The 11,912-nt window shown below is 56.8% G+C and carries 13 protein-coding genes; 6 read left to right on the plus strand and 7 right to left on the minus strand.

Going from position 1 to position 11,912, the window contains the following annotated elements:
- Nucleotides 1-70 precede the first annotated feature (70 nt).
- Nucleotides 71-1,279 (plus strand): phosphoglycerate dehydrogenase, encoded by a 1,209-nt coding sequence (gene serA, locus AC6I6N_RS10535; RefSeq protein ID WP_094195644.1) that lies wholly within the window; start codon nucleotides 71-73, stop codon nucleotides 1,277-1,279.
- Between the two features lie 76 nt (nucleotides 1,280-1,355).
- Here the strand turns inward: serA and AC6I6N_RS10540 are convergent, their stop codons facing one another.
- Both AC6I6N_RS10540 and AC6I6N_RS10545 read right to left on the minus strand, forming a co-directional pair.
- Nucleotides 1,356-1,808: an RrF2 family transcriptional regulator gene (locus AC6I6N_RS10540; RefSeq protein WP_094195645.1), complete on the minus strand. Its 453-nt coding sequence runs from the start codon at nucleotides 1,806-1,808 to the stop codon at nucleotides 1,356-1,358.
- Nucleotides 1,809-1,810: 2 nt separating this feature from the next.
- Nucleotides 1,811-2,215, minus strand: coding sequence for a group III truncated hemoglobin (locus AC6I6N_RS10545; RefSeq protein ID WP_094195646.1), 405 nt, complete (start codon nucleotides 2,213-2,215; stop codon nucleotides 1,811-1,813).
- A 344-nt stretch (nucleotides 2,216-2,559) separates the two neighbouring features.
- Here AC6I6N_RS10545 and AC6I6N_RS10550 point away from each other — a divergent pair, with 344 nt between their 5' ends.
- Both AC6I6N_RS10550 and AC6I6N_RS10555 read left to right on the plus strand, forming a co-directional pair.
- Nucleotides 2,560-3,579 (plus strand): glycosyltransferase family 2 protein, encoded by a 1,020-nt coding sequence (locus AC6I6N_RS10550; RefSeq protein WP_094195647.1) that lies wholly within the window; start codon nucleotides 2,560-2,562, stop codon nucleotides 3,577-3,579.
- Between the two features lie 117 nt (nucleotides 3,580-3,696).
- The gene (locus AC6I6N_RS10555) at nucleotides 3,697-5,367 is read left to right on the plus strand and encodes an ArnT family glycosyltransferase (protein ID WP_497943493.1); all 1,671 of its coding nucleotides are present in this window, start codon (nucleotides 3,697-3,699) and stop codon (nucleotides 5,365-5,367) included.
- Here AC6I6N_RS10555 and AC6I6N_RS10560 read toward each other — a convergent pair.
- On the minus strand, nucleotides 5,306-5,683 hold the full coding sequence (locus AC6I6N_RS10560) for a GtrA family protein (RefSeq protein ID WP_121738104.1): 378 nt from the start codon (nucleotides 5,681-5,683) through the stop codon (nucleotides 5,306-5,308). The genes AC6I6N_RS10555 and AC6I6N_RS10560 overlap by 62 nt on opposite strands.
- 60 nt (nucleotides 5,684-5,743) lie before the next feature.
- On the opposite strand from AC6I6N_RS10560, the gene AC6I6N_RS10565 reads away from it, so the two are divergent.
- Complete coding sequence (locus AC6I6N_RS10565) at nucleotides 5,744-6,502, plus strand: ChbG/HpnK family deacetylase (RefSeq protein WP_125277072.1); 759 nt, start codon at nucleotides 5,744-5,746, stop codon at nucleotides 6,500-6,502.
- On the opposite strand, the gene AC6I6N_RS10570 is transcribed toward AC6I6N_RS10565, so the two are convergent.
- Nucleotides 6,478-6,741 (minus strand): GNAT family N-acetyltransferase, encoded by a 264-nt coding sequence (locus AC6I6N_RS10570; protein WP_125277071.1) that lies wholly within the window; start codon nucleotides 6,739-6,741, stop codon nucleotides 6,478-6,480. The genes AC6I6N_RS10565 and AC6I6N_RS10570 overlap by 25 nt on opposite strands.
- Before the next feature lie 50 nt (nucleotides 6,742-6,791).
- On the opposite strand from AC6I6N_RS10570, the gene AC6I6N_RS10575 reads away from it, so the two are divergent.
- Together AC6I6N_RS10575 and AC6I6N_RS10580 are read left to right on the plus strand one after the other, a co-directional pair.
- The gene (locus AC6I6N_RS10575; RefSeq protein WP_108728093.1) at nucleotides 6,792-7,133 is read left to right on the plus strand and encodes a protein tyrosine phosphatase family protein; all 342 of its coding nucleotides are present in this window, start codon (nucleotides 6,792-6,794) and stop codon (nucleotides 7,131-7,133) included.
- 87 nt (nucleotides 7,134-7,220) lie between these two features.
- On the plus strand, nucleotides 7,221-7,682 hold the full coding sequence (locus tag AC6I6N_RS10580; protein WP_094195651.1) for a universal stress protein: 462 nt from the start codon (nucleotides 7,221-7,223) through the stop codon (nucleotides 7,680-7,682).
- A 151-nt stretch (nucleotides 7,683-7,833) separates the two neighbouring features.
- Here AC6I6N_RS10580 and AC6I6N_RS10585 read toward each other — a convergent pair whose 3' ends face one another.
- The 3 genes from AC6I6N_RS10585 to fdhF are packed head-to-tail and all read right to left on the minus strand — an operon-like array spanning nucleotide 7,834 to nucleotide 11,902.
- Nucleotides 7,834-8,085: a formate dehydrogenase subunit delta gene (locus AC6I6N_RS10585; RefSeq protein WP_108728092.1), complete on the minus strand. Its 252-nt coding sequence runs from the start codon at nucleotides 8,083-8,085 to the stop codon at nucleotides 7,834-7,836.
- On the minus strand, nucleotides 8,082-8,948 hold the full coding sequence (gene fdhD / locus AC6I6N_RS10590; protein ID WP_497943494.1) for a formate dehydrogenase accessory sulfurtransferase FdhD: 867 nt from the start codon (nucleotides 8,946-8,948) through the stop codon (nucleotides 8,082-8,084). Before fdhD ends, AC6I6N_RS10585 begins: the two co-directional genes overlap by 4 nt.
- Nucleotides 8,949-8,980: 32 nt before the next feature.
- Nucleotides 8,981-11,902: a formate dehydrogenase subunit alpha gene (fdhF, locus tag AC6I6N_RS10595; RefSeq protein WP_094195654.1), complete on the minus strand. Its 2,922-nt coding sequence runs from the start codon at nucleotides 11,900-11,902 to the stop codon at nucleotides 8,981-8,983.
- Nucleotides 11,903-11,912: the final 10 nt, after the last annotated feature.

The following is an 11,912-nucleotide window of genomic DNA, read 5'->3' on the forward strand; positions in this document are numbered from 1 at the left end:
TGTTGATGCTCGATCCGGTGGGCTAAAAAAATAGTACCATTTAGATACTATTTAAATGACTGGAACCATCATGAGTCGCATTGTCCTGTTTGAGAACATTCATCCTAGCGCCCGTGAAGTTTTTGAGGCTGCTGGTTTGACCGATATTCAGACCTACAAGGGAGCCTTGTCGGGTCAGGAGCTGCTGGACGCTGTCAAAGGCGCCGAAGTGGTCGGAATTCGTTCCCGTACCCAGTTTGACAGCCGGGTGCTGGAGCACGCAGACCAGCTTAAAGTGCTGGGATGTTTTTGTATTGGTACCAACCAGGTGGATCTGGACCAAGCCCAGAACCACGGCGTACCAGTCTTTAATGCGCCGTTCTCCAACACCCGCTCGGTTGCCGAGCTGGTGCTGGGTGAGGCCATCTTGTTGCTGCGTCGTATCCCCGAGAAGAACCTGCGCGTACACCAGGGTTTCTGGGACAAGAGTGCCGATGGCGCTTTCGAGATCCGTGGCAAGACTTTGGGTGTGATTGGCTACGGCAATATTGGTTCTCAGGTCGGTACCTTGGCTGAAGCGCTGGGTATGCGCGTGCTCTACCATGATGTGGAATCCAAACTGCCGCTGAGCAATGCCCGTGTCTACGGCAGCCTTAAGCAAATGCTGGCCGAGTCCGATGTGGTGACCTTGCACGTCCCAGGCGGGCAGGGCACGCATAACATCATGAATGCCGAGACGATCGCGGCCATGAAGCCAGGTTCCATCCTGATCAACGCGTCGCGCGGCACAGTGGTGGACATTGATGCCTTGCATCAGGCCCTGGTCAGTGGTCATTTGGCAGGTGCGGCACTGGATGTTTTCCCCACTGAGCCGAAAAGTGTGGACGAGCCTTTAAAGAGTCCGTTGATCGGCATGCCCAATGTGATTCTGACGCCGCATATTGGCGGTAGCACCCAGGAGTCGCAGGAAAATATTGGCCGTGAAGTGGCCGAGAAACTGGTTAGTTACTTGCGTAGCGGTGCCACCAAGGGCGCAGTGAACTTTCCGGAAGTGTCGTACTACGATATTCAAGGCGCCGTGCGTTTGTTGCATGTCCATCGCAATGTTCCTGGTGCAATGGGGGGCTTGAACAATATTTTGGCCCAACACGGCATCAACATCACTCGTCAGCAGCTGCAAACACAAGGTGAACTGGGTTATGCCATGACAGATCTGGATCGTGTACCAGAACAGGAGTTGCTGGACGCCGTGCGTGCTCACTCCAGTACCGTACGCAGCGAGCTGATTTTTCCGGCGTAAGGCCTGAGTCAGACCGTCGACAAACGGCCCCGGATTCTTTGAAATCCGGGGCCGTTTGCTATCCGTCCGTTTGCTATCAGGCGGAGTGCATCGACTTGGTGGGCCAGGAAATGGTCTGTTCCGGGCTGCTGCCGGGAACAATAATGTCGCGCAACGTGTAGTTGTCCAGATAACTCAGGAACTGGACCAGTGCCTGTTTAAGGATATTGCTTAGATTGCAGCGACCGCTCAGGATGCAATGGGTGCCACTGCCCAAGCACTCCACCACGGCCAGATCGGTTTCTGTATAGCGCACCAGCTCGCCCAGATTGATATCTTCAGGAGCACGCGCCAGCCGCATCCCGCCATTTTTCCCGCGCTGCGTCTGAATCCAGCCGCCTTTGGACAGCAGGTGGGTGACTTTCATCAGGTGGGCTTGGGAAATCTGGTGGTACTGGGCAATTTCCGCGATGGTGCAAAGCCTGTCTTCGTTCTGGCCCAGATACATCAATTGACGCAGAGCGTAGTCGGTAAGGTTGGTCAGGCGCATGATCAGGGCAGTTGCAGTTCGCTGGCTACTTTGGTGGGGTTGTGCTGGAATTGGTAGCCAAACCAGAAGCTACGGGCGATACGCTGGGCGTACTCCAGCGCTAGCTTGGCCATAGCCTGATTTTCGCGTTCCTGACAGGTTTCCTTGAACAGACGCAGCCATTGTTCAAAGTGGCTGGCCTGAATGTGCTGGAGCGACAAGTGCTTGGCCATGGGGTTGCCATTGAAGCCATCGGTCTTGAGCAGCAGGGACGACCAGAACTCTTCCATTACACCCAGGTGTGTATCCCAATCCTTAATGCGCTCGGAGAAAATCGGGCCAAGGACTTCGTCCATGCGGATGCGATCGTAAAAGTCCCAGACCAGGTCATGAATTTCCTGGCGGGTACACAAAGCGTTGAGAGTCATAATATTTTTAATTTAAAGATATATATTTTATCTATCTTATTGGTAGGGCTCACCGGGGTCAAGCCGGAAAGAAAACGCTCGGATGCGGGATATGTTCACGTCGGATTTCACGCAGATTCAACGCCTGCCTTCCTACACTGAGTCCAAGTTTCAGAGTATGGATGTTGTGTTTCAGGTGTTTTTTCCTTGAAAGGTGGTTTTTAGAGGACTTGATGATCTTGAGCGGCGTTTTTTTGCTAAGGCAAGCAGCGCGTAGGGTAAATTGCACGAGTCGGGCTGGCAGGCTACGATTACTTTTTGTTGGCTAGCCCTCAATTTTGTTACAGCATGGTGCTCAAGGAATAATGATTACAAAGAGACAGGCGCAGACACTTTCTTGCGTTATCCCGGGTTTGAATGAAGCAGAAAACTTGCCCGCACTGTTGCCCGTTCTGGTGGCAACGTTGCGTGAACTGGTTCCGGCTTTTGAAATCATTTTCGTTGACGATGGCAGCACTGACGCAACGCCTTTGGTCATAGAGCAATTGCGTCAAACTTACCCCCAATTGGTTTATCTGCAGTTATCACGCAACTTCGGTAAAGAAGCGGCGTTGACGGCAGGCTTGGAAGCCAGTCGCGGGCAGGTGGTCGTGTGTATGGATGCGGATTTGCAGCATCCTCCTGCCTTGATTGAAACCATGCTGGAGCGTTGGTCTACCGGGCTGGAAATGGTCTATGCCGTACGGGAAACCCGCGAGGACGAAGTTTGGCTAAAGCGTGTGGGCACCAGTGTGTTCTACAAGTTGATGCGTACATCCAATGGCCTACGCGTACCTCGTGATGCGGGCGATTTTCGCTTGATGGATCGTTGTGTGGTCGATGCCCTGATGGCCTTGCCCGAGCGCAGTCGTTTCATGAAAGGCTTGTTTGCCTGGGTGGGTTTTCCGTCCGAGCCTATTTACTACTCCCCCGCCGAGCGTTTGTATGGGGTCAGTCGATTCCGCCCCGCCAAACTACTACGCTTTGCAGTGGATGGTTTGACGGCATTTACCACCTGGCCGCTACGTTTGTTGAGTTTGTTGGGTGCGGTGCTGGCGATGCTGTCTTTCAGCTACGGTTTGTTCATTATCTTCAAGCATTTGATTTATGGAGACGCCGTACGGGGCTGGACCACCTTGATCACCGTAGTGCTGTTCTTTGCGGGTGTGAATATGCTCTCGCTGGGCGTGGTAGGTGAGTATGTCGCCAGCATCTTTGCCGAGGTCAAGAACCGACCTTTGTATTTGGTGCATCGTCGCCGGGGGCAAGGCTTGGCTCCGGATCAGGAACCCGCTCACAGTCAGGATCAAGGCAGCACCCAAAGTCAGGCTCGGCAACAGGACTGATCCAGTCGTTTAATTGCCGTTCTGCTTTCAAGTGTCATTGGACGCTACATCGATATTCTGAATTGTTTTGACAGCCACGAAGGTGGCTGCCTAACCCTTTTGGTTTGGCGACAGTCGATGAGTATCGAGAATTCTTTTCCCCCTTCTGGCGTAACCTTGCCTCTTGGGCGCGCGCGTGGCCCAGCCTACTGGCTGGGGCAAGGCGTACGAAACCTGGGCACCCTCTCTAGCCTGGCTGTGGGTCTGCTGGCGCTGCTGTGGTTTGCGCTGACCCTAGGTGTCTATCCCCTGCTGATTCCGGACGAAGGGCGCTATGTCGGTGTGGCTCTGTCCATGTTGGAATCCGGTGATTATCTGGTGCCGCGTTTGGACGGCTTGCCGTTTTTCCATAAACCCCCTCTGCATTACTGGCTCACTGCGCTGAGCCTGAAAGTGCTGGGCGTGAATTTTGTGGGTGCGCGTCTGGTGCCTGCCTTGATGGCGGCCTTGTTGATTGCTGGTATGCATGCCTTTCTGAAGCGCCATGCTAGCCAGCAACATGCGGGCTGGACGGCTCTGATTCTGGTCAGCAGCCCATTGCTGTTTGGAGCCTCCCATTACGCCAATCTGGACATGACGGTTGCTGCCTTGATCAGTAGCTGTGTGCTATTGGGCGGCCATGCTGCCTTGCAGATGGAGCAGGGGCGTCCCTATCGGTGGGCCTTGATGGGGCTGTATGCCACCGCAGGTTTGGCCTTCCTGGCAAAAGGCTTGATCGGGATTTTGATCCCCGGCGGTATCTTGGTGTTCTGGCTGTTGGGTCGAGGACAGTGGCGTACCTTGCTGCGTCTGTTTTCTTTGACCGGCCTGGGAGTCTTGTTGCTGGTCGCCACGCCCTGGATGTGGCTCATGCAGGCACGTTACCCCGGTTTTTTTGACTATTACATCGTCTATCAGCACTTTCAGCGCTTTCTGGAAACGGGCTTCAACAACCCTCAGCCTTTCTGGTTCTACTTTGCCCTGATGCCTGTCGCTACCTTGGGTTGGACGCCATTTTTATTCAAGCGCCTTCGTGGCTCTGTTAATAGTCCAGATGGTTTGGGGCCGGTACGGGGCTTGATGCTGTCTGCCTTGCTGACCGTGCTGGTTTTCTTTTCCATCCCTACGTCCAAGCTGGTGGGTTATGTCTTGCCTGCGATTGGCCCCTGGGCTTTTTTCCTGGCCGATGGAGTGATTCGTCGTAGCCAGCGGGATGGGGCAGCAAAGGTAGAGCGCTTTGCGGTCTGGAGCCTGGGTGTTTGTGTCGCTATTTGTGCGGTTGCGGTGGGCGCGATGATATTGCGACCACAGGCTAATAGTCAGGCCCTGGGGCGCGTGCTGGCGAGTGAATATCAACAGGGGGACCGGGTCGTCTTTCTGAATACCTACCGCTACGATCTGGGCTTCTACGTTCCAGGTCTGCAGAACATCAGCGTCATGGAACGCTGGGATGATCCGGAGATCATGCGCACCGATAGCTGGCGTAAAGAGTTGCTGGAAGCCGCCCGTTTTGAGCCGCAGCGTGGGGCGATGACCTTGATAGACCGGGAAACCTTGCGTCAGCAGCTATGCCGGGACAGCAAGGCTGTAGTTTGGCTGATTGGCTCGCCAGATGCCGTGCGTCAAAGTCAGGTGCTCAACCATGCCCAGCGCCTGTATGACGATCAGCGCATCGCGCTGTGGCGTTTTGATCATGATGAGTTTGCGCTTATGTGCGGCGAAACGCCCAAAGCCGCCCAGCCAGAAACGTCAGCACAGCCAGGCCGATAAGAATCAGGCCCAGCAGCACGTCATAGCGCAGGCCGGAGTGATTCAGCAAAAACGCATAGCTGGCTTCGTTCACCGCGAAGCCAGCGGCAGACACCAGAAAAAAACGCGTCAGAGCCGGGAAAAAACGGGCATTCTGGGAACGGAACGTCAGCCAGTAATGGCCGCCAAAAGACACCAGAAATGCAATCAGCCAGCCAAAAAGATTAGCCAGCAAGGGAGATAGACTGAGCGTTTGCACCAGGGCGATTACAATGCCCCAGTGTGTGAAGGCGGCCAAGGTGCCGACTAGAATGAACAGAATGATTTGACGAGACATAAAGCGGAGCGAGCAGTGGCCAAGGATAGGCAGATCAGTATATGCGCGGATGATTTTGGGATGGCCCCTGCCGTGGACGAGGCCATACTGACATTGGCCCAGGCCCGACGCCTGACAGGAACATCCTGCTTGGTCGATGGGGACAGCTTTGTGCAAAACGCACCGGCACTGCGCCAGAGCACGCTGCAAAAAGGTTTGCACCTGAATTTTACCGAGTTTGCCTCCCAGAAGGGCGTGTATGCCATGCCGCTCAAGCAGGTGATTATTCGTAGCCTGTTGCATTGTCTGGATAGTCAGAAGGTTAAGGACAGCGTGGCCCGCCAACTGGATCGTTTTGAGGAGGTGATGGGGCAGGGGCCGGACTATATAGATGGGCATCAGCACGTGCATCAACTGCCCATGATACGCGAGGCCTTGCTGGCTGAAATGGAGCGCCGTTATGCCGCTTCCATGCCCTGGCTGCGCTATACCGGCGCCGAGCGTCTGGCCACGGGTTTTGCGTTTAAAGATAGATTCAAGGCGCAGATTATCGCCGGGCTAGGGTCCAAGGACTTGCTGCGTCTGGCCAGGGCCAAGGGCGTTACCTTGAATACCGGTTTTACCGGCGTGTACGACTTTCAGGGGGGCAAGGAGCGCTATGGCGCCTTGGTCCAGGCCTGGCTGGCGGTGATGCAGCATGGTGACAGTATGATGTGCCATCCATCCTTGCGCAGTGTGCAGGATGATCCTGTAGGGGGGCAACGTTTGGCGGAGTACGAGGTGCTGGCAGGAGCTCAAATGCAGCAATGGCTGGATCAATACAGCCTGCGTATTGCCTGAGTACCCGTTCCCAGGCAATGCACAGGCTGGTGGGCGTGTGTAAGACGTGTACGCATTTCCTGTTCATTCGACGGGCTTGGCGTACAGGTCGCTGTGCTGTGCAGCACATGATAGGCAAAGATGGATTGCGCCGTTGCCCTATCGTCCAGCGCGGCGTGATGGATTACTAAGGTGCCGGCGTAATTGAATTGTGGCAAGGCCAGGGAGAAAGGGGCTTGCGTACTCTCGGGGGGGAACATACTATTTTTCCTTTCAGTGCTTTTTGCTTATTCCGATTTCAGGAGTTTTTATGTCCTTCCCCCATCAGTTTTTGACCGAGCAATTGGCCGTCGCGCCGCAGTTATCGGGAGAGGACATGCAAGCCGTGGCCGATGCTGGTTTTAAAAGTGTCATCATCAATCGTCCCGATCTGGAAGGCGGTCCCGACCAGCCTTTGTCGGCAGACGTCATGAAGGCGGCCCAGGCAGCAGGCTTGCAGGTGGAGTATCAGCCCGTTGTGGGTAGCGCTATTAGCGCTGCTGATGTTGCCCGTTTTGGTCAGTTGCTTGAGGTTTTGCCAGGCCCGACTTTGGCCTATTGCCGCACAGGTACTCGCTGTGCCGTATTGTTCCGTGCATTGAACGAATCCTGACCTGGCTCAAGGTTCAGGTCTATACCAGCTTGTCCTGTGTCGGTATGCAGCGGTAAGCTATCTGTCTCCATTCAAAGGGGTTATGCCATGTTCAAGAAAATTCTGATTCCAACTGACGGTTCCGAGCTCTCTTCCCAAGCTGCCAATAAAGGCGTGACCTTTGCCCGTCAAATGGGTGCCGAGGTTCTGGCTTTGCACGTGACGCAGCCTTTTGCGGCCACCGTTGGTTTTGATGGTATGGCTGCTGCCTATGCCATTACCGACGAGGACTACGACAAGACCGCCAAAGAACAGTCGCAGAAATACCTGCAACAGATTCTGGACCGTGCCGAAACCGCCGGTGTGAAGGCAACCGGTAAATCCGTGTCCAACTTTAACGTGGCCGATGGTATTGTGCAGGTCGCCGAGCAAGAAGGCTGCGATCTGATCTTTATCGGTAGTCATGGCCGTAGTGGTCTGTCCCGCCTGTTGTTGGGTAGCGTAACCATCAAAGTGCTGAATATGGCCAAGAACACGGTGCTGGTGTATCGCGTTAAAGAGCACGATTAATTCGTGTTTTAGCCCAAAGAAAAAACCCGCTTAGGCGGGTTTTTTTGTGTCTGCGGTGAGTCTGGCAGTGGCTGACCGTAACTGGGTTCGTTGGCTCTTGAGGCGTGCTGTTCGCGGTGGCTGATCTTCAGGATCGCCAGAGCCGCCCACTTTAATAGCTGCGTGGCTCCAACTGCTGTTTATGGGCGACGACCGCCTGCAAGACAATAGGCAAAAGCTCGCCGTCTTCGCTTTTACCGCTGGGATTTTGCTCTACAAAGTCCAGCAGGGAACGACGCATGCGCGGGTCCCAGAATTTCTGGATATGTTCCGCAATCTCGCGCAGGCCTTGCTCCCGATTGCTCAGGGTTTCAAAGAACTGGCCGATCTGGTTGGCCATGGGAATCAAAGGAACAATATTCATGGTGATGTGGCCGAGCGGGACTCGGCAGAATTCAGGTAGTGGGGATGGCTGTACAGCGTGAAGCTGCGGTCACGGGCAAAGGCGGCCAGCATGACACCCAGTTCATCAGCAATCTGCACGGCATAGGCGGTGGGGGCGGAGACCGCCACCACAAAGTTGATGCCCATGGCAGCGGCTTTCTGGACCATCTCGAAGCTGGCACGGCTGGAGATCAGCACCATGCCAGAGCGGGGATCAATATTGTTGCGCAGCATGTGGCCCAGCAGCTTGTCCAGCGCGTTGTGGCGGCCTACGTCCTCACGCACGGCCAGGATATCGCCTTGCAGATTGCACCAGGCAGCGGCGTGGGTAGCCCCTGTCAGGCGATGCAAAGGCTGGCTGGAGCGCAAGGCATCCAGCGCCTGGAAGATGGCGGCGGCATCGGGGTTGTGCTCGGGGGCGTCCAGGCGGGGCAGTTGTCGGCGTACCTCGTCCAGGCTTTCCAGACCACACAGGCCACAGCCCGTACGGCCAGCGAGCTGACGGCGACGCGCCTTGAGCTGATGCTGGCAAGCGCTGGCAATTTCGATTTGCAGCAAACTGCCGCGCTCGCCTTCCAGCACATCCACGCCGCGTATATCGTCAGCCGTACGGATTATGCCCTCGGTCATGGAAAATCCGTAAGCTAGATCCTCCAGATCGCTGGGGCTGCACAACAAGGCACTATGGCTGATGCCGTTGAATTCCAGGGCAACGGCCTGTTCGCGCGCCAGCGCATCCTGATCCTCTTGGGGCAGGGTGTCCGCTTGTGTTTGCGCTGGGGTACGCGCCTGCCGCCATACGGTGGCAGGGGCGCTGGCATCACGAAAATCTGCCTGGCTCACGTGGGCAACTCCTTAGGGCCTGTTTAGACGCATCATACTTTCGCGACGGCCTCGGCAGGCTCATGCGAGTGGCTATGATCCGCCTGGGCCAAATCCTCGGCCGGGACGGTCTCGCCTTGCAGGAGACGTTGCTGAATATCGTGGAAACGGTTCCAGCGATTTTGCCAGGCCGACTCGGAGGTCACGCGCTGAATTTGCACGGCCGTCACCTTGTACTCGGGGCAGTTGGTTGCCCAGTCCGAGTTGTTGGTGGTGACCACGTTGGCGCCCGACTCGGGAAAGTGGAAAGTAGTATAGACCACCCCAGGTTGTACCCGTTCGGTCACCGTCGCACGCAAGGCAGTCTCGCCCGCACGGCTCTTGACCGAAACTTTGTCGCCACTACGAATGCCACGATCTTCAGCATCCACCGGGTGAATTTCCAGCAAGTCTTCGGCATGCCAGGCCACGTTGTCGGTACGGCGGGTTTGTGCGCCCACGTTGTATTGCGACAGGATGCGGCCGGTCGTCAGCAGCAAGGGGAACTTGCGGCTGCTGCGCTCTTCGGTAGGCACATACTGGGTCAGCATAAAGCGGCCTTTGCCGCGCACGAACTCGTCAATGTGCATGGTGGGGGTGCCTTCAGGCGCTTGCTCGTTGCAAGGCCATTGCACGCTGCCACCCAGTTCCTGAATGCGATCGTAGGACACGCCGGTAAAGGTCGGTGTCAGGCGGGCGATCTCGTCCATGATCTGGCCGGGATGCTCGTAGCTCATGGGGTAGCCCAGCGCACGGGCCAGGGCGCAGGTGACTTCCCAGTCGGCCATGCCTGCCTTGGGTTCCATCACTTTGCGTACGCGCGAAATACGACGCTCGGCGTTGGTGAAGGTGCCGTCTTTTTCCAGGAAGGACGAACCGGGCAGGAATACGTGAGCGTATTTGGCGGTTTCGTTCAGGAACAGATCCTGCACTACCACACATTCCATGGCGGCCATGGCGGCGGCTACGTGCTGGGTGTTCGGGTCGGATTGAACAATGTCCTCGCCCTGGCAGTACAGCCCTTTGAAGCTGCCACTTAAGGCGGCCTCAAACATATTGGGAATGCGCAGGCCGGGTTCGGATTGCAGGGACACGCCCCAGGCTTCTTCAAACTGCTGACGTACGCTGGTGTCGGAGACGTGACGGTAGCCAGGGAATTCGTGCGGGAAGGAACCCATATCGCAGGAGCCTTGCACGTTGTTCTGACCACGCAGCGGGTTCACACCCACGCCTTCGCGGCCCACGTTGCCGGTGGCCATGGCCAGATTGGCAATGGCCATCACGGTGGTGGAACCTTGGCTGTGTTCAGTCACGCCCAGGCCGTAGTAAATCGAGCCGTTGCCGCCGGTGGCGTACAGACGGGCTGCGCCACGGATGTCCTCGGCGGACACGCCGCAAATCTCGGCCATGGCTTCTGGCGAGTTCTGGGGCTGGCTGACAAAGCTGCGCCATTCATTGAAGGCAGCAGTATCGCAGCGCTCGGCCACATAGGTTTCGTTCACCAGATTTTCGGTGACGATAACGTGGGCCATGGCAGTCAGTATGGCGGTGTTGGTGCCGGGGCGCAGGGGCAGGTGGTAGTCGGCCTGGATGTGTGGTGAGCTGACCAGTTCGGTCTGGCGCGGGTCGATCACGATCAGGCGCGCACCTTGGCGCAGGCGGCGTTTCAGGCGCGATGCAAACACGGGGTGGGCGGCGCTGGGGTTGGCACCCATCACGATCACCACGTCGGTGTGCATCACCGAGTCAAAGGTTTGTGTACCGGCGGACTCACCCAGGGTCATCTTCAGGCCGTAGCCGGTAGGGGAGTGACACACGCGGGCGCAGGTGTCCACGTTATTGGTACCAAAGGCGGCGCGAACCAGCTTTTGCACCAGATAGGTTTCTTCGTTGGTGCAACGCGAGGACGTAATACCGCCCACGGCGTCACGACCGTGCTGATCCTGAATGCGACGGAACTCGGACGCGGCGTAATTGATGGCCTCGTCCCACGACACTTCCTGCCAGGGATCGGTAATGCTCTTGCGGATCATGGGGCTCAGGATACGGTCCTGGTGAGTGGCGTAACCCCAGGCGAAACGGCCTTTCACGCAGGCGTGGCCACGGTTGGCCTTGCCGTCTTTCCAGGGGGTCATGCGAATGACCTTGTCGCCCTTCATCTCGGCCTTGAAGCCGCAACCGACACCGCAGTAAGCGCAGGTGGTGATGACGGCGTGCTCGGGCTGGCCCAGATCGATAACGGATTTTTCCATCAGGGAAGAGGTCGGGCAGGCCTGGACACAAGCACCACAGGATACGCAGTCGCTGCCCAGGAAATCGTCGTTCTGGCCGGCGGTGACGCGCGACTCAAAACCGCGCTTGTCGATGGTCAGTGCAAAGGTGCCCTGAACTTCCTCACAGGCGCGCACACAGCGGTTGCAGACAATGCACTTGCTGGAGTCGTAGGCAAAGTAAGGGTTGGAGTTGTCGGTGCTGTCGTCCAGATGGTTGGCACCCTCAAAGCCATAGCGCACGCTGCGCAGGCCCACAACACCGGCCATATCCTGCAGTTCGCAATTGCCGTTGGCAGGACAGGTCAGACAGTCCAGCGGGTGATCGGAGATGTACAGCTCCATCACGTTGCGGCGCAGCTTGTGCAGGGTGTCGTTTTCGGTCTGGACGACCATGCCTTCTTCCACCAGGGTGGTGCAGGAAGCAGGGTGGCCGCGACGGCCTTCAATGTCCACCAGGCACAGACGGCAGGAGCCAAACGCTTCCAGCGAGTCGGTGGCGCACAGTTTGGGAATATTGATGCCGGCCAAGGCGGCCGCATGCATCACGGACGTGCCAACGGGCACTTCAATCAATTTGCCGTCAATGGTCAGGTTGACCATCTCGGTCTGGGTCGAGGCTGGGGTGCCCAGGTCACGTTCGCGTACGGCGACTGTTTCTTTCATGGTGATCTCC

The sequence above is a fragment of the Alcaligenes sp. LTN-3 genome (assembly GCF_059735605.1).